A 20,858-nucleotide genomic window follows, 5' to 3' on the forward strand; every position below is an offset into this window, starting at 1 on the left:
GTTGGTCGGCTAAGCTCCAACCATTGTGCCATCCGGTCAAGGCTTTTGAAGCGCGTCTTTCGGCGTATCTCGGCAGAATTGCCCTTACGATGGTTGGTGATGGGCTTTTCAGGAGACAGGAGCGCAAGCTTCGCTGTGGAAAAGCGAGGGGACGCCGGGCCCGTTGAGCAGTATCTAGACCGGCTCTCTCCCGATTCCTGTCGCCGCCGAGACGGCATCTGCGAGCCCGGGCGTGCAGACCAGAACGGGGTTGCCCTTCCGCAACCCCTCCTTGGCAAGGAAGTCGTTGACCCATCCACCGGCTTCTTCGACCACAAGAAGGCCCGCCAGGGCATCCCAGGAATTGAGGTGCAGTTCGCAGTAGGCATCAACCCGCCCATCCGCCACATAGGCGATGCCAAGGGTGCCGGATCCCGCCCGGCGAACATTGAAGCCGAGCGCCTTCAACCTCCCCACCATCGACAGATAAGCCTCCGTGGGCAGGCGGGACGACCACCCGGCCTCCACCGTCGCCTGACGGGCATCCGTCAGGCCGCTCACCCTGATCGGCTTGCCGTTGAGGCTCGCGCCGCCGCCGCGCCGGGCGGTGTAGAGCTCATCCTGCATCACATCCAGAATGACACCGATCTCGACCTTCTCATCGCGCACGAACGCGATGGAGGCTGCAAAATGGGGGATTCCCCTGGCAAAGTTGGCCGTTCCGTCAATGGGGTCGACGACCCACACGTCACGCTTGAAGGAGCCTCCGCCCTCTTCCCCATAAAAAGCATCGTCGGGAAAAAGAGCCAGCAGGCGGTCTCGGATCAGCTCCTCGACCTCGGCGTCGGTGGCCGTCAGATAATCCTGGGGGCCCTTCATGTCCGCATGCTGCGAGCGTGGCCTCTCGAGGAAGCGCTTGCGCGCCAAGCCCCCGGCCTCCCGTGCGATGGCGCGGGCAGCGTCAAATCTCAGTTCCAAATCGTCCGGCATGGTGGTCTTCCGCCCCGAAAAGGCTAAGCCTGGCAAGCGTTGTCAGGCGTTCACACAGATCTGTTACAAGTCCAGATCCAGCCCTGTTCGGCTGGATATTGAACAACTTTGCAGTTTGGTTGTTGATTAGCCGGCTCAAATCAATCAGATTTGCCCCACCATCTCAAGGACCTTCCTGACACAAGAATGCCAAAGAACGTCGAAAAGCTCTCCAAAAGCGCGCTGTGCCAAGTTGCGGCTCTTCCGTTCCGGATCCGGGAGGGAAGGGTGGAGGTGCTTCTCGTCACGTCGCGAGAGACCAGACGCTGGCTCATTCCTAAGGGTTGGCCCATGAAGGGCAAGAAGCCCTACAAGGCCGCCGCACAGGAAGCCGTCGAAGAAGCCGGCGTGAAGGGGGCCATCCAGCGTAAGCCCATCGGGTCCTACGAATATTGGAAGCGCCGGACCGAGCACTTCGACCTTTGTCGCGTCGATGTTTACCCCCTGGCCGTATCGAAGCAGCTCAAGTCCTGGCGGGAAAAGGGTCAGCGCGAGGCGCAATGGTTCGAAGTGGAGGACGCGGCCTATCAGGTTCTGGAGCCTGCTTTGGCCGAGCTTATCCGTGGACTTCCGGCTCACGTCTGAGTTTTGGAGCGTCTTCCTCAGAGGGGAATTTTTCCGTCCTGAGGGAACGCAAGGACCCTCAAGAAGTCTTCCTTAGCGTTAATTAAGGTCGGCACCCGGCCGGCTTTCCACGACGTTGACGGGAGGTCAGAATGAAAGCTCTGCGCTGGCATGGGAAGGAGGATATTCGCTGCGAGTCTGTTCCTGATCCGCAGATCGAGGATCCCCGGGATGCGATCATCAAGGTGACAAGCTGTGCCATTTGCGGATCCGACCTGCATCTGTACGACCACTTCATGCCCGGCATGCAGAAGGGCGACATCATGGGCCACGAGACCATGGGTGAAGTCGTCGAGACGGGCTCTTCCATCAAGAACTTGAAGGTGGGTGACCGGGTCGTGATCCCGTTCACCATCATTTGTGGTGAGTGCGAGCAGTGTCGCCGGGGCAACTTCTCGGTTTGCGAGCGGACCAACCGAAACGCCAATCTGGCGGCCAAGGCATTCGGTCATACGACGGCGGGTCTTTTCGGATATACCCATCTCACAGGCGGGTATCCGGGCGGTCAGGCGGAATATCTGCGCGTGCCCTATGCGGATGCGACCCACATCAAAGTCCCCAAAGGCATCCCGGACGAGAAGCTCCTGTTCCTCAGCGATATCTTCCCCACCGGGTGGCAGGCTGCGGTGCAATGCGACATCGAGCCGACCGATACGGTGGCGATCTGGGGAGCGGGGCCTGTCGGACAGATGGCGATCCGCAGCGCGCTTCTTCTCGGGGCCAAACAGGTGATCGCCATCGACTATGTGCCGGAGCGGTTGAGCATGGCGCAGGCCGGCGGCGCGACCACGATCAACTTCAAGGAAGAAAGCGTCATCGAGCGTCTTAATGAACTGACGAAAGGCAAAGGTCCTGAAAAATGCATCGACGCCGTAGGCCTCGAAGCGCATGTTTCGATGAAGCATCCCGACACGGTGCTTGATCGCGCCAAGCAGGCGGTCATGCTCGAGTCCGACCGGCCCCACGTGCTGCGGGAAATGATGTATGTGTGCCGCCCGGCCGGCGTCTTGTCCGTGCCCGGCGTCTATGGCGGGCTCCTCGACAAAATCCCGTTTGGTGCCATGATGAACAAGGGTCTCACCATACGGACGGGCCAAACACACGTGAACCGCTGGACGGATGATCTGCTGCGGCGGATCGAAGAAGGTCAGATCGATCCTTCTTTCGTCATCACGCATACGGTCGGCCTCGAAGAGGGGCCTGAGATGTACAAGAAGTTCCGCGACAAACAGGATGGCTGCATCAAGGTCGTCCTCAAGCCGAATTGAGGTGTCCCATGGCTCATCATCGTCACACGCGTTCCCGCCAGACCCGCCCTTCGGGCTCGGCCGAGACTCTGGCTCAAGGGCTCGGATGGTTCAGCCTTGCTCTTGGTGCCGCCGAACTCTTCGGCGCGAGAAGCATGGCGCGCTGGCTCGGCATGGAGGGGAACGAGCGGCTGATCCGTGCTTACGGAGCCCGTGAAATCGCCACCGGCATCGGCATTCTCACCCAACGGGATCCGACCCCCTGGATCTGGGGGCGGGTTGCGGGCGATGCCTTGGATCTAGCGACTCTCGGAAATGCCTTGCGCGACCGGCATTCGCATCATGATCGGGTGGCTGTCGCGTTCGGCGCCGTCGCGGGGGTCACGGTTCTTGATGTGGTCTGCGCCAATGCCCTTACGGGTCAGGAGCCTCAGCCCCGCCGCTACTTCGATTACAGCGATCGTAGCGGGCTGCCGCGCCCACCTCAGCAGATGCGCGGTGCCGCGCGGGATTTCGAAGTGCCACGGGATATGCGAATCCCGGATGCCATGCGTCCTTACAAGGAGCCGCAACGGCCCGGACGTCCGCAGCCGTCCATGTGAAAAGGCCGGCGTATGGGGCATCCTCGCGTCTTCACCATTGGCTATGAGGGAGCAGATCCGGACCGCTTCCTTGAAACGCTTCAGAATGCGGGTGTCGCCGTGTTGGCGGACGTCCGCGCGGTAGCCCTGTCCCGGAAACGGGGCTTTTCCAAATCGGCGCTGCGCGATTCGCTCGCGCAGCGCCATATCGGCTATGAGCATTTCATTCGCCTTGGAACGCCCAAGGAAGGACGACAGGCTGCCCGTGCCGGAGACGCGGCTCTGATGCACCGGATCTATTGCGACGAGGTGCTGGCCACTCCGGAAGCCGGCGAGGCCTTTGAGGTGCTGGCAGACATGGCGAGAGAACGGCCGATCTGTCTTCTTTGCTTCGAGCGCGACCCTGCGCAGTGCCATCGCCGCATTTTATCGGACCGCCTGTCTCAACAGGGGATGGAAGTGATCGACCTCATGGTCGTATAAGGATTTCGATGCGCCTGGATGGGATCCGTCTCATGCCTGCGTATGGAGATTTCATGAGCGCGATCATCGAGGCCGTCAGCAAACATCCAGGTCATGCTTTCAGCAAGCCCGTCCAAAAGTCCATCAGGCTTCTCGCCGGTCTCGGGGTCGAAGGAGATGCCCACGCGGGCGTGACGGTGAAGCACCGGTCGCGGATCGCCAAGGACCCAACCCAGCCCAACCTGCGCCAGGTTCACCTGATCCAGGCAGAACTTCACGATGAGCTGCGCTCCCAGGGGTTCAGCGTGTCCGCCGGGGAGCTGGGGGAAAATATCACGACGCGCGGCGTCGATCTTCTGGCGCTTCCTGTCGGCACCAAACTTCATTGCGGCGACCGGGCCGTCGTCGAGGTCACCGGCCTGCGCAACCCCTGCATTCAGATCGATCGCTTCCAGAAGGGAATGATGGCTGCCGTCCTCGAACGTGACGAGAGGGGACATCTCATCCGCAAGGCGGGGGTGATGGGCATTGTCCTTGAAGATGGTGAGGTGAAACCGGGTGATGTCATCCGCATTGAATTACCCGCGCCGCCCCACAAACGATTGGCGCCGGTTTGACGACGACAGAGCTCCGGGCAGGGCTGTGATCATTGAGATCAAATCTTTTGATGGCCGGGAGGCGGCGCGAAGGCTGAAAAGATACCTTTCAGCGTTGCCAAAGCTCCCCATTTGAGTTAGGTCTCTCAACAGGTTCATTTCAACGAGGGAGGATTGCATGGCAGTTGTCGCACGCTTGCGCAATGTTCCTCCCGTGTTCAAGCTTTAGGCTGAACCGCGCGGGCCGCAGGGCCCGGAACCATTTTCCAGTTTTCAACGTCGTGAGCGAGCACCGGTGACGCATGGCCGTCGCCGCGGATGCCGCCTTGCCAGCAGGAGAGGTCCGCCCGAACGCGGACCGATCGTCCGATGATCCAGCAGAAGAAGCGCGGGGACGCGACCCGCGATGTCCTGAATTTCACTTTCCGTCATTGGCGCCGTGAACCACGTTTCGTCGTTCTCATCGTCGTGACCATGATGGCGTCCACACTGGCCGACGTCTTCATGCCGGTTTTCGCAGGACGCCTCGTCGATGCGATCTCCCTTGGAGGCAGCGACCGCGATGCTGCTTTGGCGAATGCCGTAACGGCATTTATGGCCATGACAGGGCTCGGCCTGGTCATGGTCGTCATGCGCCATCTCGCGTTCTACGGAATCGTCGAGCTGACCTTGCGGGTCATGTCCCGGGTCGCCCAGGATGCATTCGCTCGCGTGCAGCGGTTTTCGACGGATTGGCACGCGAACAGCTTCGCCGGCTCGACGGTCCGGAAGATCACGCGCGGCATGTGGGCGCTGGATCTTCTGCACGACACGATCCTGCTGGCTTTGCTGCCGTCATTGGTCGTGCTGATCGGGTCGATGGTCGTGCTTGGTCTGCATTGGCCGATCATGGGAATCGTCATTGCGATCGGCACGGTCGGCTATATCACGATGACGGCTCTCCTATCGACGCTGTACGTTGCCCCTGCCGCGCGATTGGCGAACGCATGGGACACGAAGGTTGGAGGCACGCTCGCCGATGCTCTGAGCTGCAACGCGGTCGTAAAGGCCTTCGGCGCCGAGACCCGCGAGGACACGCGACTGACGAGGGTTCTGGCGAAATGGCAGAACCGGACCCAGCGCATCTGGAAGCGTGGCACGAACAGCGGCACGATGCAGCTGGTTGCCCTTCTGCTCATTCGGGCCGCAATCATCGGGACTGCTCTCTGGCTGTGGTGGCAGGGTCAGGCGTCGGCCGGCGATCTCGCCTATGTGATTACGACCTACTTCGTCATTCACGGCTATCTGCGTGACGTGGGCATGCACATCAACAACCTGCGCCGCTCCGTGAACGACATGGAGGAACTGGTCGCGATCCATGCGGAGCCCATCGGTATCGATGATCGTCCGTCTGCACCCGCCATACGCATCGCGCGGGGCGTGATCGCCTTCGATCATGTGCTGTTCCACTATGCCGGACATGAGACACCGCTCTACCGGGACCTGTCCTTGACCATCGCGGCGGGAGAGCGCGTGGGTCTCGTCGGGCCTTCGGGATCCGGCAAGACGACCCTCGTGAAGCTCATTCAGCGGCTCTATGACGTGTCCGGCGGACGCATCTTGATCGACGGGCAGGATATCGCTGCCGTGCAGCAGGCATCCCTGAGAGCGCAGATCGCCATTGTTCAGCAGGAACCAATCCTTTTCCACAGGACCCTTGCCGAGAATATCGCCTATGCGCGTCCCGGCGCCTCGATGGCGGAGATTGAGCGAGCCGCAAGGCTTGCCAATGCGCATGACTTTATCATGCACCTGCCGAAAGCCTATGGAACGCTTGTGGGCGAGCGCGGCGTGAAGCTGTCGGGCGGAGAGCGGCAGCGGGTGGCGATTGCACGCGCCTTCCTGGCCGATGCACCGATTCTGATCCTCGATGAGGCAACCTCAGCCCTCGACTCGGAATCGGAGATGCTGATCCAGCAGGCCATGGAGCGCCTGATGGAAGGCCGGACCTCCATCGTGATCGCGCATCGGCTCTCGACGGTTCGCGCCCTCGACCGGATCCTTGTGTTCGACAAGGGTCGTATCGTCGAGGAGGGAACGCATATAAGCCTCTACCAAAGAAGAGGCCTTTACCGCCGCCTCTGCGATCACCAGGGTCTCGACTTCGGAAGGGCGGAACGTCAGGAGCAGGCGGCAGAGTAGTCGGTCAGGGACTGCAGATGATCGGCACGACGGAGGCCTTGACGACATTGACGAGATCGGCGGCGCTCAGGACGGGCGCCGCCGTATTCGTTCGCGATTGGATAAACCCGGGAAAAGCGTCGTTCAGGGCGGCGGATGAAACCATGGGGTAGGGCGCGCTCGGGATGATTCCTGCAATCTTGCGCGGATTGGCAGGAAGAGGCTGCACCAGTCCAACCAGAGCGCCATTCTGGCCGAAGATGGGAGCGCCATCGGCTCCGGGTTGCAGGGCGGCCGTAATCATGGAGCCGTCGGCGAGCGTTCCGGCGACAGTCACCAATTGCGGCCCGTTTCCATCGTTGTTGAACGCCAGCACGACCGCTCGTTGTCCTGCTTCCACGCTTGTATCGGCCGCCAGCGGTACCTGTTTGGCGTTGAGGTCCTGCGCGGTTTCCAACAGGAAGGGGCCTTTTCCTTTGACCTGTTGCACCTTCAAGCCGCCAACGCGCAGATCCTTGCATTGCCCGACGGGAGCCGCGGTGAAGACTTGTCGCGGCGCAACGGCAAGGCCGGTGCCGAAGGGGGGCTGTCCACTGACGACGGCCGACGGCTGAGCAGGAGGGGTGACGGCTGTGGATGCGACCGCAGGCGCGGCGGAGGACGGAAACGGCACGAAGGCGTTGGCGATAGCCACGACGAGGCGATCGAGCTGAGCGGCGACGGACTTGTCGTATCCGATGGAAAACGCCCGTATTCCCGGTGGACCGCCGGCATACCGGGAGTAGAACTTGCCTGTGGGTGTTTCTCCGGCAATGACGAAAAAGTCCGCTTTGAGCACCTTGTAGCTGACGATCCGGCCGGGAGTCTTGATGGCAACGTTGCGATCATAGAGAGATTGCAGCGTCGAATCCGGGGGAGCGACCCGCGTGTCGAGGGTAATCTTGCCGTCCTGGCTCTGCCACCGGGTGCCGCCGTTCGGATTATCGCCTTGCTTCGGGAGGAGCTTGAGCGGGACGCCGATCTGGACCCCGGTCCTGGCATCGGTGACGATGTCGAATCCGACTGAACTACGGATGTTTCGCGCATTCGCCTGCAGGGCGCTGCGATCTGCGGCGCTCAGTGTCCCTGTCGCCTGGCGGCCGTTTCTCGTCTGGTACGCCGAGATCGCATCGAAGGTCTGCCGGCCGAATGTCCCATCCGCTGCGCCGCTATAGTCGCCGGACCAGATCAGATTTTCCTGGACCGCCTTGCGGTCGGCTTCGGAAAGAGCCTCGAAGGCGGCACGTGCCGCGTCTAGCGCCGCCGCAGCCGCCGGATCGGCGGTCCGGGCCGGGGTTCCAGCCTGTGCCTGGACTTCACTCCACGGCGCCTGTCCCGTATATGCCGAAAGAAGCGCGCAAAAGTAGAAGGCTCGGCGCAATCGGGCGCATTTCATCTGGCATCTCCCCTATCGGTCGGATTATTTTCGCAGAGCCAGCCTTCAAAAACCAGATCACGGAATGCGACCATGAGATTTTCTGCTGCCCTCGTCGGCTTGGGGTTCCTCTTTGCCTCGGACGTTGCCCAGGCCCAGTTCATGCCGGAGGGGCCCTGCACCAACGAGACATCGACCTATGCCCAAAGCGAATGTTTGGACAAGGCCTTGAAGGTGGCGGATGGCGAGCTGAACGCCGTTTATAAAAAGGCGCAGGCCTCGATCGACAAAAGCGATATGATGAACGCGGATCAGCGGAAGAGCTGGAAACAGGCGCTTCAGAAAGCCCAACGCGCCTGGGTTGCGTTCCGCGACGCGGATTGCGGCGAGCCGGTCGGCTACGAGTGGTCCCAGGGCACCGGCATGGGCCCTGCCACGCTCGCCTGCAATCTCGAGAAAACGAAGATCAGGGCCCAGGAACTCACCGCCCGTTATCTCAATCGCTAGGCCGCTTTATCTCTTTGACACCCTTGGGGCCTCGTGACAAACCACGGCCCATCTGGCCCGTGGTTTCATCGTGATTGCCTTTTCACCCTTACAGTTGCTCAATCATCCACGGCTTCAGGCGCTGATCCGACGCCGGGAGGTGCCGTTCGTGATGCTGGCGGCCTTCGTTGGCGTCCTTGCGGGGATCATTGTCTCGGCAATGGGTTTCGTGACGCGGCTCCTCCACAGCGTCCTTTTCGACATTTCCTTGACGGACAACCTGAGTGCGTTGTCCGAACTCAAGCCAGGTCAAGCGCTGGTGCCGGCGATAGGCGGATGCCTCGTCGGCCTGAGCGCTTGGCTGGTTTCCCGGTACCGAACGACCCACCTCGTCGACCCGATCGAGGCCAATGCCCTTCACGGAGGGCGATTGTCCCTGAGCGACAGCGTGATCGTCGGGGCTCAGACGATCCTGTCCAACGGCTTCGGTGCTTCCGTCGGCTTGGAGGCGGGCTATACGCAGATGGGATCCGGGATCGCCTCCTGGGGGGCTCGCCAGCTGAACCTTCGCCGGAGCGACGTTCGGGTCCTGGTCGGCTGTGGCGCGGCCGGAGCCATAGCGTCGGCATTCAACGCACCGTTCACGGGGGCGTTCTACGGCTTCGAGCTGATCATCGGGGTCTATTCGGTTGCGACGGTCGCCCCGGTGATGGCCGCAACTCTAGCCGCGGTCCTGGTGACCCAGCTTTTCCACACGGCGCCGAACCTGATCGAAGTCCCTCCGATTCCGGAGCTATCGGCCGCCGATTACTTTCCCTTCCTGATCCTCGGACTTGTCGCAGGGGCGATCTCGGTCGGCATCATGCGGCTTGTGACGCTGGTCGAGCGAGCGTTTGTCAGAACGGGCTGTCCGCCGGTCTTCAGGCCCGCGGTCGGGGGATTTGCGGTCGGGGGCCTTGCGCTCTTCGTGCCTCAGGTTCTGTCGGCCGGGCACGGAGCCCTGCATATTCAGCTCGAGGCCGGCCTCGGCCTTGGCGCATTGGTGCTCCTTTTCGCCGCAAAGGTTGCAGCGTCCGCCGTGTCGCTCGGATCAGGCTTTCGCGGCGGGCTGTTCTTTGCCTCTCTCCTGCTCGGGGCCCTTCTCGGCAAGATCTTTGCCATCGTGGCAGGGCCCGTCATGCCGCTGGTGGTCGACCCCGTGGTGTCCGCCATCGTGGGCATGGCATCGCTCGCGGTCGGAATCGTCGGCGGACCTCTGACGATTACCTTCCTGGCTCTTGAAACGACAGGTGATCTGGCGATCAGCGGTATCGTTCTGACAGCCTCGATCATGGCCGCCATCGTGGTGCGCCAAACGTTCGGCTATTCCTTTTCGACATGGCGCCTTCACCTTCGCGGGGAGACCATTCGAAGCGCCCAGGATGTGGGCTGGCTGCGCAACCTCACGGTCGGCCGGATGATGCGACGCGACGTGAAGACCATCCAGGTACCTACGACCTTGGCGGATTTTCGGCGCAAATTTCCCCTCGGGTCCGCTCAACGGGTCGTTGCCGCCGACGAGGACGGGCACTATGCGGGCATCGTTCTCGTGCCCGAGGCCTATGCGGCGGAGCTGGACGTGGATGCTGAGACGAGCATCGCGCAGTTTCTCCGTTACCGGGACGACATGCTGGTTCCCGCCATGAACGTGAAGGAGGCCGCCAGCATCTTCGATCAGAGCCAGAGCGAAGAACTCGCCGTGGTCGACAATGCCCGCAACCGGAAAGTCCTTGGCCTTTTGACGGAGAGCCACCTTCTTCGCCGCTACAGCGAGGAGCTCGACAAGGCTCATCGTGGCGCCTTGGGCGAAGAGACCGTGAATGAAAGCGTGGGAAAGGAGCGCCAGGGCTGAGCGTCCCTATCGGCGATCTTGGTTCCGTCCTGCCGTGATGCTAGGCTCAAGCATTGCTAAGGGGCAGGGGAGATTCCGGTGATGCGTCACTTGGTTCGCGCGCTGATCGTTGTTGCCGGATTGGTTTCGGGGGCTCTCCCGCTGCAGGCCCAGCAGCCGCTGAAGTCCTACGTGAACGAGGAGCTTGCCAGCCAGGCCATCCGGCTCGAGCAGGAGCTCAAGAAAGAAGGCACCGGCAGGGCCTCCGACGGGACAGGTCCTGTCCTGCGCCGCAAAGGCGAGGCTCAGCTGAATCTGGGTCTTGCCAATCAGGCTCTCGGCTTCTTCACGTCCGCCATTGCGGTTGAACCCGGTGCTTTCGCGAACTGGTCCGGATATGTCCGGGCAGCATTGGCCGTCGATCCCGGAAACGACTGGCAAGCACGGGAAAAATTGCAGAACCGCCGCCTGGCTGCCGCCTTCGCGGCTTATCAGAAAGCGGCCGGGCCCGCCGATGAAGCGGCCGCTTTGGCTCTTCTCGGCCAAGTCTATGCGGCACAGGAGATGTGGCGGCCGTCGCTCAATGCTTATGCGGCCAGCCTCAAGCTCAAGGACGATCCGTCCGTGCGGGCGGTCTATGAGCCACTTCGCGAAGAGCACGGCTTCAGAATTCTCGACTTCAAGGTCGACTCGGACTCGGCCTCACCGCGCGTATGCTTCCAGTTTTCCGATCCTCTCGCGGCAGGAAAGGTTGATTTCGCGCCGTTTGTCGCGGTTTCTGGAAATGCCAATGCGGCGGTTTCCGCGGAGGGATCGCAGCTCTGCGTCGATGGTCTGAAGCACAGCGAGCGATATGCTCTCGTGGTGCGGCAAGGCCTGCCCTCGGCCGTGGGAGAAAATCTCCTGACATCGGCCGACTACGAGATCTATGTGCGGGATCGTTCGCCGCAGGCGAGATTTACGGGCCGCAACTACGTTCTGCCCAGCACGGGCCAGGAGGGAATTCCCGTCGTCTCGGTCAACACCCGGAAGGTGGATGTCGAGGTCTATCGAATTGGCGACCGCAGCTTGTTGCCGACAGTCCGTTCCTATGACTTTCTCGGCCAGCTTTCCCGTTATTCCGCTGCAGAAATCGGGCGGGAAAAGGGCGTCAAGATCTGGAACGGCACGCTCGAAACCGCAAGCGACCTCAACCGTGATGTGATCACTGCGTTCCCGGTCATTGACGCGGTCGGCAAACTCGAGCCCGGCATCTATGTGATGACGGCCAAGCCCAATGACGGAGGTCCAAGCAGCAGTGCCGGGGATGACGATTACGGGAACATTGCCACGCAATGGTTCGTCGTTTCCGATCTTGGTCTTACGGCCTTTACAGGCAAGGGAGGCGTGCAAGCTTTCGTTCGCTCCCTTGCGACCGCCGAACCCCGTGCGGACGTGGAGATCCGGCTGATCGCCCGCAACAATGAGGTGCTTGCAACAAGGAAAACCGACGCTTCCGGCGTTGCTCAGTTCGACCCGGGTCTTGCGCGAGGCGAAGGCGGGATGGCGCCGGGTCTTCTCGTGGCCACGACAGGTTCCGATTACGGTTTCCTCGATCTTGGTTCCGCAGCGTTCGATTTGAGTGATCGTGGTGTCAAAGGTCGAACAGTCCCAGGTTCCGTCGATGTCTATCTGTATACCGAGCGGGGTGTTTATCGCACCGGCGAGACGGTGGCCCTGACGGCTCTGTTGCGGGATGTCAAAGGCATCGCCGTTCCGGGCATCCCCCTGACACTCGTCGTCCGGCGGCCGGACGGCGTTGAATATCGCCGTGCCCTCGTCGAGGACCAGGGGCTCGGGGGCAGGGCCCTTTCCATCCCGATCCTTCCGGGCTCCTTGAGGGGGACTTGGCGTGTCGCGGCTTACACGGATCCAAAGGGACCTTTGATCGGAGAAACAAGTTTCCTGGTCGAGGACTACGTCCCCGAGCGACTGGAGCTGACCCTGACCCCCAAGGTCGCAGCCCTGGTGCCGGGACAGCCCGCGCCGATCGACCTGTCTGCCCGGTATCTTTACGGCGCTCCGGGTTCGGATCTCGCAGTGACGGGCGAGGTCACGGTCGCCGCAGCCTCTAGTAACGGCATCAAGGGGCTGGAGGGCTACACCACCGGTCTTGACGACGAATCCATCGAGGCTGCAACCGTCGAGATCGAGCAAACCGCAACAACGGATGCGCAAGGCCGCGCCAGCCTGCAAATTCCGGTCCAGAGCATCGCGGCTCCGCGCCCCCTGGAAGGGCGCTTCACGCTACGGATTGCCGAGCCCGGAGGGCGGGCCATCGAGCGCAGCATAACGCTGCCGATTCTGCCCAAGGGACCGGTGGTCGCCGTTCGCAAGAACTTTTCCGGACAACTCGGCGAGGGCGCGAACGCGACCTTCGACATTGTGCTGGCGGATCCGTCAGGCAAGCGGCTGGCGAGCGGCAATGTCGGATGGAGCCTTTATAAGATCGAGCGGCGCTACCAATGGTATAATTCGGACGGACGCTGGACCTATGAGCCGGTGAAGAACACGAAACGCGTTGCGGACGGGCGCCTCGACGTGAAGCCGGATGCGATAGCGCGTATCACGGCGCCGGTGGAATGGGGGACGTACAGGCTGGACGTGAGTGCCGCGGATCTCGGGGAGACGGCACAAACGAGCCTGTCCTTCACGGTCGGGTGGTCCGGCGATCAGACAGCCGACACGCCGGATCTTCTCGATATGTCCTTGGACAGGACAAGCTACCGCGCGGGCGACAGCATGAGGCTTCACCTCAATCCTCGGTTCGCCGGCAAGGCGACCCTCGCGGTTGTCAGCGACCGCGTTCATGACATTCGGGTCGTGAATGTTGCGGCGGGCGGGACGGACGTCAATGTGCCGGTGAAGGCCGAGTGGGGGCCCGGCGCCTATATGGTCGTCATGGCCCATCGCCCTCTCGACCAGGCCGCGCGCCGCATGCCGGGCCGTGCGCTCGGCACCGCATGGTTCGAGATCGATCGGGAGGCCCGCGCCTTGTCGGTCAACCTCAACGCTCCCGATAAAATCAGACCGCGCGGGTCGCTCAGCCTGCCGATCCGGGTGGAAGGACTGAAACCTGGCGAAGAAGCTTGGATGACCGTGGCCGCCGTCGATGTGGGCATCCTGAACCTGACCCGTTACGAGGCCCCCAATCCCACAGGTCATTTCTTCGGGCAGAAGCAGTTGTCGTCTGAAATCCGCGATCTCTACGGCTATCTCATCGACGGCATGCAGGGGACACGAGGCGCTATCCGTTCCGGCGGAGACATGGAGCCGAAGCCGCTCGATGGCATTCCTCCGACCCAGGAACCCCTGGCGCGGTTCTCCGGCGTGGTGAAGGTGGGAGCAGACGGCGTCGCCCAGGTCGATTTCGATATGCCGGCGTTCAACGGTACTGTTCGGGTGATGGCGGTTGCCTGGACAAAGGACCGGGTCGGCCAGGCGTCCTCGGATGTGATCGTGCGCGATCCCGTCGTCGTGGCCGGTACCCTTCCGCGTTTCCTTGCCGTTGGAGACCGTTCGAGGTTCTTCCTCCAAATCGACAATGTCGAGGGTGCAGCCGGTGACTACACGATCGATCTGGATATCCAGGGACCGGTGATTGTCACCGCAGACGCCATGCGATCAACGATCCGTCTCGCCGAAAAGGCCAAGGGCGGAGTCACCATTCCCGTCACGGCCGGTGGACAGGGGCAGGCCATTATCGACGTCAGGCTGAAAGGGCCGGGCGTCGAGGAATTGTCCCAGCGTTTCGCGTTGACGATCCAACCCGGCACGGGATCGCTGGCGCGGAGGACGATCCAAAGCATCAATCCCGGTGCGAGTGTTTCCCTCTCGAAGGACCTCGTGAACGACATCCTGGCTGGCACCGGCGCGGTGTCCCTTTCGGTCTCGCCGCTGGCAAGCCTCGACGTTCCTGGACTTTTGCAAGCGCTCGACCGCTATCCTTATGGCTGCACGGAACAGATCGTGAGCCGTGCGCTGCCGCTTCTGTATGTCAACAAGCTCGCGGAGGAGGAAAAGCTCTCCCTCGACGAGAAGGCGGATGAGAGGGTCCGAGCCGCGATCGAGCGCATTCTGGCACGTCAGGACTCCAACGGCTCCTTCGGTCTTTGGACCGTCGGCGGAGACGATCTATGGCTTGACGCATATGCGATGGATTTTCTGACCCGCGCACGGGAGCGTGGTTTCGCGGTGCCGCAGGTCGGCTTCACGCTGGCGCTCGACCGGCTGAGGAACTTCGTTGCCAACACCACCCAGGTTGAGGACAACGCCGCGACCTTGGCTTACGCGGCCTATGTTCTGGCCCGGAACGGGCGCCCGGTCATGGGTGATCTGCGCTACCTTGCGGATACGAAGCTGAGCGCTTTCGCCTCTCCGTTGGCGCGGGGCCAGATCGCCGCCGCTCTCGCACTCCTCGGAGACAGAGGGCGAGCGCAGAAGGCTTTTGCTTCTGCTGTCGAGCAGTTGAAAGCCGAGCGGGACACGGGAGGTTTCCGCAGCGATTACGGCTCGCGCTTGCGCGACGGGGCAGGCCTCCTGACCCTTGCGTCCGAGACCGACAACATTCCGGCCGTCATGACGCCGGTTGCCAAGATCATCGACGACGAGCGCGGCAATCGTCGCACGAGCACCCAGGAAGAGGCATGGCTCGTTCTGGCGGCTCAGGCCGTCGCACGGGATGCCGAGGCGATGGTGTTGAAGGTGGACGGAGAGAGCAGAAAAGGAGCTTTCTATCGGACCTACCGCGATGCCGCGCTGGGGAATATGCCCATCACGGTCTCAAACGCCGGTCCGGCGGCCGTTCAGGCCGTTGTCACGGTGACAGGTAATCCGGTGGAGCCGGAACCGGGCGTGTCGCGGGGTTATACGGTGGAGCGGACCTATTACAAATTGGATGGGACGCAGGTCCAGCCGACGAGTGTCCGGCAGAACGAGCGCCTGGTGGTTGTCCTGAAAGTCACGGAAACGGAGGCCAGACAGGCACGTGTCCTTCTCGTCGATCGCCTGCCGGCAGGATTCGAAATCGATAATCCGAAGCTCGTGGACAGCGACACCGTTGCCGCGTTGCCATGGCTGAAGCGGGACGTCGAACCGGCCCATACCGAGTATCGGGATGATCGTTTCGTTGTCGCCTTCGATCGTGATTCCGAGCAATCCGCCTTCTTCACGGTGGCCTATATGGTGCGCGCGGTCTCGCCCGGCCGCTATGTGCATCCCGCAGCGCAAATCGAGGATATGTATCGTCCTGAGCGCTTTGGACGCACAGGCTTTGGTTCCGTCGAGGTCGTGCAAGCAAGGCCCTGATGTCGGGGAGCTCTATGCTATCGCTCCGTTTCCTCCGCCCGATCGTCGCCGGGGCAGCCGCCCTGATCGCCCTGGCGGGCCTTGCGCTCTGGAGCTATGTGGTGGGGCTCGGACCGCTCGATTTGAGCGTTGCGGAAAAGCGCTCAACGGTGGTTCTCGATCGGGATGGCCGCCTTCTGCGGCCATTCGTGACGGGGGAGGGCCGCTGGCGCTTGCCCATCGAGACGCCGGATGTCGACCCGCATTATCTCGCGATGCTCAAGGCATATGAGGATGCAAGATTCGAGCGGCATTTCGGCGTCGATCCTCTCGCCATGCTTCGCGCAGCTTCCCAACTCTTGCGCAATGGCGGCATCGTATCCGGCGGGTCGACCCTCACCATGCAGGTCGCACGGCTCCTTGAGCCGCGTGAGGAGCGAACGCTCGGTGCGAAACTTCGGCAGGTTGTTCGCGCGATCCAGCTTGAACGGCGGTTCAGCAAGAATCAGATCCTGACGCTCTACCTGACCCTGGCGCCCTATGGCGGCAACCTGGAGGGTGCGCGGGCGGCAAGCCTGTCCTATTTCGGCCGTGAGCCCAAGCGCTTGTCCTTCGCGGAGGCGGCGCTGCTGGTCGCTCTCCCGCAAGCGCCCGAGCTGCGGCGCCCCGACCGGGATCCGCAGGCCGCGCGTCGGGCGCGTGATCGCGTTCTCGACAGGGCTCTGGCGCGCGGTGTCATCGGAGCTGCCGAAGCAGAGGCCGCGAAGACCGAACCGGTTCCCAAGAAACGCCACGCCTTCCCGATGCTTGCAGCGCATGCGGCGGAGCAAGTCGTCGCCGAACAGCCTTCGGAGCGAGTACTGCGTCTCTCGATCGATTCTCGCTTGCAGGCGAACCTGGAGCGTCTGGCGAGGGAGCGGATCGAGCGGTTCGACGCGCCTTTGTCTCTTGCGATCATCGTGATCCACAATGCCACAGGAGAAATCCGCGCGCAGGTTGGCAGCCCGGACTACATGAGCCGCGAACGTGGGGGAGCCATCGACATGACCCGGGCCGTTCGGTCTCCGGGTTCGGCGTTGAAGCCTTTGATTTACGCGCTCGCCTTCGAAAATGGCATTGCGCATCCCGAAACCTTGCTCGATGACAGGCCGTCGCGCTACGGCGTGTATCAGCCGGAGAATTTCGATCTCGGATTCCAAGGGACCGTTACGGCGCGCCGTGCACTCCAGCTTTCCCTCAATGTGCCCGCAGTCGAGCTGCTGAACGAACTGGGACCGGCCCGCCTGCTGGCGCGGCTTCACCAGACAGGGATTGTCATTTCCATGCCGAAGGAGGCTGCGCCCGGGCTTGCTATCGGCCTCGGAGGGCTCGGCATCACGCTCACCGATCTCACCCGTATCTTCGCTGGGCTGGCGCGGGGAGGCGACGTACCCCGGCTGGTGCGGCGCAAGGGCGAAACCTCGGGCGAGGAGCCTCTTAGACGGATCGCGGAGCCGGTAGCCGCTTGGTATGTTTTCGATATCCTGCGGGGCGCGCCGCCGCCGGACAATGCCCTTGCCGGGCGGCTCGCGTTCAAGACTGGTACGTCCTACGGATACCGCGATGCATGGGCGATCGGGTATGACCGCACCTACACGATCGGCGTCTGGATCGGGAGGCCGGATGGTACCGCCGTTCCAGGTCTCGTCGGACGCACCAGTGCGGCGCCTATTCTTTTCGATGCCTATGGTCGTTTGGGAATTGAGCCGGAAGCACTGCCGATCCCACCCTTTGCCCTTCAGGCAACGACCGCAAGTCTGCCGCCGCCGCTCCGGCATATTCGTCAGGATGTTCCGAAGACTCTTGCGTCCACCGTTCAGGCTCCGCTCAGGATCACCTTCCCGCTCGATGGCTCTCGGGTCGACCTGGGATTGTCGCAACCCTTGGAGGAACGGAGTTCCTTGTCGCTCAAGTCGAGCGGAGGAACGCCGCCATTGACTTGGATGGTGGATGGCGCTCCCGTTGAAACGGCGTCGCTGCGCCGGGAAACCGTCTGGCAGCCTCAGGGTGCAGGATTTCTGCGCTTGTCCGTCATCGATGCCAAAGGGGCAACCGACAGCATTACCGTCCGCGTGGAGTGATCGGCTTCAGACGGCGGCGCTGAAGCGTGATACGTCCTCGGCCCTGAATTGATCGAAAACCGCTGCGGCGAGACGGACGAAGGGGCGCCCTGCATCCGTCATGGTAACGGCATGACGATCGAGCTTGACCAAGCCGTCCGCAATCAATGGCCTGAGAAGAGCAAGCTCGTCCATGTAAGTTGAAGGATCCCCGAGTACGCTGAGATCGGCTGTGAAGTTGCACATGAGCGATTCGATGATGTCGCCACGGGCACGGTCATCCAGGGTCAGGCGATAGCCACGAGCCGCAGCCAGTTTCCCTTCCTCGATCGCCTTCACATAAGTGCCGACATGCGCAGCATTCTGGACGTATCCGTCAGGCAGTTGCGAGATGGCGGATGCCCCGAACGCCAGAAGCGTCGGATGATCATCATCCGTGTAGCCTTGGAAATTGCGGTGCAGCGTGCCGGATCGGCTTGCAAGCGCCAAAGGATCGTCCGGCCGGGCGAAATGATCAAGGCCGATTGCCACATAACCACTCCCGGTGAAGGCTTCCGATACCGCTCGCGCTTGCAGGAAGCGCTCTTCCGAACCTGGTAGGGCGGCCGCATCGATGAGCCGCTGATTGGATTTGCGCTGCGGCATGTGAGCATAGCCGTAGCAGGCGACCCGATCGGGGCTTAAGGAGAGAACCTTCTCGCACGTTCGCCGGATCGACTCGATGCTCTGACGCGGCAGGCCGTACATGAGATCGAAGTTCAATCGCGTAATTCCAGCGCCTCGAAGAAGCTTGGCGGCGCCTCGCACCACCTCGAAGGGTTGGACCCTGCCGATGGCCACTTGCACGAGATCGTCAAGATCCTGGACGCCAAGGCTGGCTCGATTGATGCCAAGGGCCGCAAGACCTTGCGCGAGCGAGCCGTCAACAAACCGCGGATCAAGCTCGATGGCGTGTTCGAATTCGTCGGAGAAGATAAAGGAGCGAGATAATGTGTCGATAACGGACTTGAGACCATCGACCCCAAGAATGCTCGGCGTGCCGCCGCCCCAATGAAGATGGGCGATCCGCAATGGGTCCGCCGCATGGGAGGAGACGAGGGCGATCTCTTTCTCAAGGGCGTCCCGGTAACGATCGATGACCTCGTCGCGGCGCGCGACCATGGTGTGGCAGCCGCAATAATGACACAGCTGCCGGCAGAACGGCACGTGCAGATAGACGGATACGCTGGACCGAGGATCGAGCCGCTTCAGCCAGTTCTGCTGGTGCACGGGGCCTACAGCCACGGTGAATTCGGCTGCTGTCGGATAGGATGTGTAGCGCGGCACCGGGAGGCTGCCGTACCGGCGCACGAGTTGATCGGTCATGAGCTCTTCCTGCTCACCGGCAACAGCCGGCGTCACTGAGCGGGATAAGCCCGGTCGCGCAAGTGCGCCTTGATTTTGATCAACTCTGTTACAGTCGCCGGGACGTTGGCCTCTATTGAAGCGTTATACCGGCAACCGCGGCAAGCCGGCTCTTGTCGACGATCTCGACCGAATGCGGCTCAGGAAGGCGAATCAAGCCCTGCGTCTTCAACTTCGTGAATGTTCGGCTGACGGTTTCGATCGTCAGGCCGAGATAGTCGGCAATATCGGTTCGCGTCATCGGGAGGTGAACCGGGCTTTCAGGGCGCCCGTGGGCGGCGGCGCGGTTCGACATGATCAGCAGGAACGAGGCCACCTTCTCCGATGGGGCAAGACGGCCCAAAATCATCTGCGTTTCGCGAGCCTGCCTCAGGGCGGCGCGCGTCATGAGATGGAGCCGGTCGCGCAGGCGCGGATAGCGCTCGACGAGGTTGTCCATATCCCGGATCGAGAAGGAGCACAGGCCCGATGGCACGACCGCCTCGGCCGTCTGGGCATACGTCTCATCATCCGCTAGGCCCAGATAATCCCCCGGCATCAGGAAGCCCGTGATCTGGCGGCGCCCGTCCGGGAGCGCCAGGGAAAGGCGGAGCATGCCTGACGTCAGGGTGTAAACGCGGCGGCGGGGATCGCCTTCCTCCACCAGGGAGGCGTTGGGATCGAGGCGTACAAAGCTCATGGCACGCTCGAGCTCGCTGACCTCGTCATCCTGCAAGGCGGCGCAAACGGCCATTTTACGCGTGTCGCAGCTCGCGCAGGCTTGGCAGGGAGGCCGATAGTGGGAGGTCATGGATGCCCCAGACATGGTTCTAAGCTTTAAGGGATATTTTCCGACATAACGCGGCGTTTGTCTCGCCACAAATCATCGCATGCATAAATGGGTCAAGAGATATAAGATTACTCTTGCGTTGATTGGCTTGCATCATCACTGCTCTTGCGGAAAAGCTTCTCCCCGCCGATCCGGGCAAGACCGGGAAGGCTTCCTAAAGGCGTGTTACCATGTTTGAAACGAAAGCCCTTCCCCAAGCCGCCAGCAAGGCGGAAATCTACGTGTCCCTGGCCCAGCAGCTCTCCGGATTGGTCGAGGGAGAGACGGATGCCATCGCAAATGCCGCCAACATGTCGGCGTTGATCTATAACCTGCTTCCCGACCTCAACTGGGCTGGCTTCTATTTCATGCGCGGGGCCGGACTGGTGCTCGGGCCCTTTCAGGGAAAGCCCGCTTGCATTCGGATTCCGGTCGGGCGCGGGGTCTGCGGGACCGCCGTGGAACGCCGGACTTCCATTCTCGTCCCGGATGTCGATGCCTTTCCGGGGCACATTGCCTGCGACAGCGCTTCCCGGTCCGAACTTGTGGTTCCGCTGATCAAGAACGGAGCCGTCATCGGCGTTCTGGACCTCGACAGCCCGCGTCCCGACCGCTTCGACGAGGTCGATCAAGAGGGATGCGAGAGGCTCGTCCAGATTTATCTCGATGCATCGGACCTTCCCTAGGACGGGGTTGCCGGCGGGGGTGGACGGCAGGGAGCTCCCCATCCCCTTTTCGGGATCGGCTAAGAACATGCTAGAGATGTGGTTCCTC

General features: G+C 62.0%; 15 protein-coding genes. 11 read left to right on the forward strand and 4 right to left on the reverse strand.

Annotated features, from left to right (window positions below; translation table 11 throughout):
* Window positions 1-174 precede the first annotated feature (174 nt).
* Window positions 175-969 carry an inositol monophosphatase family protein gene (locus LJD17_RS19750; protein WP_227385922.1) on the reverse strand — a complete coding sequence of 265 codons (795 nt, stop codon included), beginning with the start codon at window positions 967-969 and terminating at the stop codon, window positions 175-177.
* Window positions 970-1,155: 186 nt separating this feature from the next.
* Between LJD17_RS19750 and LJD17_RS19755 the strand changes: the two genes are divergently transcribed.
* From LJD17_RS19755 to LJD17_RS19780, 6 genes are all read left to right on the forward strand, one after another.
* Entirely contained in the window at window positions 1,156-1,593 is a 438-nt protein-coding gene (locus tag LJD17_RS19755) for an NUDIX hydrolase (protein ID WP_227385923.1), read from the forward strand.
* Between the two features lie 131 nt (window positions 1,594-1,724).
* Complete coding sequence (locus LJD17_RS19760) at window positions 1,725-2,900, forward strand: zinc-dependent alcohol dehydrogenase (protein WP_227385924.1); 1,176 nt, start codon at window positions 1,725-1,727, stop codon at window positions 2,898-2,900.
* Between the two features lie 8 nt (window positions 2,901-2,908).
* Entirely contained in the window at window positions 2,909-3,481 is a 573-nt protein-coding gene (locus tag LJD17_RS19765; protein WP_227385925.1) for a cyclase dehydrase, read from the forward strand.
* Window positions 3,482-3,493: 12 nt separating this feature from the next.
* Entirely contained in the window at window positions 3,494-3,943 is a 450-nt protein-coding gene (locus LJD17_RS19770) for a DUF488 domain-containing protein (protein WP_227385926.1), read from the forward strand.
* Between the two features lie 53 nt (window positions 3,944-3,996).
* Window positions 3,997-4,539: an MOSC domain-containing protein gene (locus LJD17_RS19775; protein WP_227385927.1), complete on the forward strand. Its 543-nt coding sequence runs from the start codon at window positions 3,997-3,999 to the stop codon at window positions 4,537-4,539.
* A gap of 348 nt (window positions 4,540-4,887) precedes the next feature.
* The gene (locus LJD17_RS19780; RefSeq protein ID WP_227385928.1) at window positions 4,888-6,699 is read left to right on the forward strand and encodes an ABC transporter ATP-binding protein; all 1,812 of its coding nucleotides are present in this window, start codon (window positions 4,888-4,890) and stop codon (window positions 6,697-6,699) included.
* 4 nt (window positions 6,700-6,703) lie between these two features.
* On the opposite strand, the gene LJD17_RS19785 is transcribed toward LJD17_RS19780, so the two are convergent.
* Complete coding sequence (locus LJD17_RS19785) at window positions 6,704-8,113, reverse strand: peptidoglycan-binding domain-containing protein (protein ID WP_227385929.1); 1,410 nt, start codon at window positions 8,111-8,113, stop codon at window positions 6,704-6,706.
* A 72-nt stretch (window positions 8,114-8,185) separates the two neighbouring features.
* Here LJD17_RS19785 and LJD17_RS19790 point away from each other — a divergent pair, with 72 nt between their 5' ends.
* From LJD17_RS19790 to pbpC, 4 genes are all read left to right on the forward strand, one after another.
* Window positions 8,186-8,599, forward strand: coding sequence for a lysozyme inhibitor LprI family protein (locus LJD17_RS19790; protein WP_227385930.1), 414 nt, complete (start codon window positions 8,186-8,188; stop codon window positions 8,597-8,599).
* 151 nt (window positions 8,600-8,750) lie between these two features.
* The gene (locus tag LJD17_RS19795) at window positions 8,751-10,469 is read left to right on the forward strand and encodes a chloride channel protein (RefSeq protein WP_227385951.1); all 1,719 of its coding nucleotides are present in this window, start codon (window positions 8,751-8,753) and stop codon (window positions 10,467-10,469) included.
* An 81-nt stretch (window positions 10,470-10,550) separates the two neighbouring features.
* Complete coding sequence (locus LJD17_RS19800) at window positions 10,551-15,794, forward strand: alpha-2-macroglobulin family protein (protein WP_227385931.1); 5,244 nt, start codon at window positions 10,551-10,553, stop codon at window positions 15,792-15,794.
* Between the two features lie 14 nt (window positions 15,795-15,808).
* Window positions 15,809-17,893, forward strand: coding sequence for a penicillin-binding protein 1C (pbpC, locus tag LJD17_RS19805; protein WP_227385932.1), 2,085 nt, complete (start codon window positions 15,809-15,811; stop codon window positions 17,891-17,893).
* Window positions 17,894-17,899: 6 nt separating this feature from the next.
* Here the strand turns inward: pbpC and hemN are convergent, their stop codons facing one another.
* On the reverse strand, window positions 17,900-19,237 hold the full coding sequence (gene hemN, locus LJD17_RS19810; RefSeq protein ID WP_227385933.1) for an oxygen-independent coproporphyrinogen III oxidase: 1,338 nt from the start codon (window positions 19,235-19,237) through the stop codon (window positions 17,900-17,902).
* A 112-nt stretch (window positions 19,238-19,349) separates the two neighbouring features.
* On the reverse strand, window positions 19,350-20,066 hold the full coding sequence (locus tag LJD17_RS19815; protein WP_227385934.1) for a Crp/Fnr family transcriptional regulator: 717 nt from the start codon (window positions 20,064-20,066) through the stop codon (window positions 19,350-19,352).
* Window positions 20,067-20,275: 209 nt separating this feature from the next.
* Between LJD17_RS19815 and LJD17_RS19820 the strand changes: the two genes are divergently transcribed.
* Window positions 20,276-20,770: a GAF domain-containing protein gene (locus LJD17_RS19820; protein WP_227385935.1), complete on the forward strand. Its 495-nt coding sequence runs from the start codon at window positions 20,276-20,278 to the stop codon at window positions 20,768-20,770.
* The last annotated feature ends 88 nt before the right edge of the window (window positions 20,771-20,858 follow it).

The organism is Microvirga rosea (assembly GCF_020595095.1).
Lineage (GTDB): Bacteria > Pseudomonadota > Alphaproteobacteria > Rhizobiales > Beijerinckiaceae > Microvirga > Microvirga rosea.

Bases quoted from the DNA above. Each gene is read 5' to 3' on its own strand.
- LJD17_RS19750 (WP_227385922.1), bottom strand. From the start codon at position 969: ATGCCGGACGATTTGGAACTGAGATTTGACGCTGCCCGCGCCATCGCA.
- LJD17_RS19755 (WP_227385923.1), top strand. From the start codon at position 1,156: ATGCCAAAGAACGTCGAAAAGCTCTCCAAAAGCGCGCTGTGCCAAGTT.
- LJD17_RS19760 (WP_227385924.1), top strand. From the start codon at position 1,725: ATGAAAGCTCTGCGCTGGCATGGGAAGGAGGATATTCGCTGCGAGTCT.
- LJD17_RS19765 (WP_227385925.1), top strand. From the start codon at position 2,909: ATGGCTCATCATCGTCACACGCGTTCCCGCCAGACCCGCCCTTCGGGC.
- LJD17_RS19770 (WP_227385926.1), top strand. From the start codon at position 3,494: ATGGGGCATCCTCGCGTCTTCACCATTGGCTATGAGGGAGCAGATCCG.
- LJD17_RS19775 (WP_227385927.1), top strand. From the start codon at position 3,997: ATGAGCGCGATCATCGAGGCCGTCAGCAAACATCCAGGTCATGCTTTC.
- LJD17_RS19780 (WP_227385928.1), top strand. From the start codon at position 4,888: ATGATCCAGCAGAAGAAGCGCGGGGACGCGACCCGCGATGTCCTGAAT.
- LJD17_RS19785 (WP_227385929.1), bottom strand. From the start codon at position 8,113: ATGAAATGCGCCCGATTGCGCCGAGCCTTCTACTTTTGCGCGCTTCTT.
- LJD17_RS19790 (WP_227385930.1), top strand. From the start codon at position 8,186: ATGAGATTTTCTGCTGCCCTCGTCGGCTTGGGGTTCCTCTTTGCCTCG.
- LJD17_RS19795 (WP_227385951.1), top strand. From the start codon at position 8,751: ATGCTGGCGGCCTTCGTTGGCGTCCTTGCGGGGATCATTGTCTCGGCA.
- LJD17_RS19800 (WP_227385931.1), top strand. From the start codon at position 10,551: ATGCGTCACTTGGTTCGCGCGCTGATCGTTGTTGCCGGATTGGTTTCG.
- pbpC (WP_227385932.1), top strand. From the start codon at position 15,809: ATGCTATCGCTCCGTTTCCTCCGCCCGATCGTCGCCGGGGCAGCCGCC.
- hemN (WP_227385933.1), bottom strand. From the start codon at position 19,237: ATGACCGATCAACTCGTGCGCCGGTACGGCAGCCTCCCGGTGCCGCGC.
- LJD17_RS19815 (WP_227385934.1), bottom strand. From the start codon at position 20,066: ATGACCTCCCACTATCGGCCTCCCTGCCAAGCCTGCGCGAGCTGCGAC.
- LJD17_RS19820 (WP_227385935.1), top strand. From the start codon at position 20,276: ATGTTTGAAACGAAAGCCCTTCCCCAAGCCGCCAGCAAGGCGGAAATC.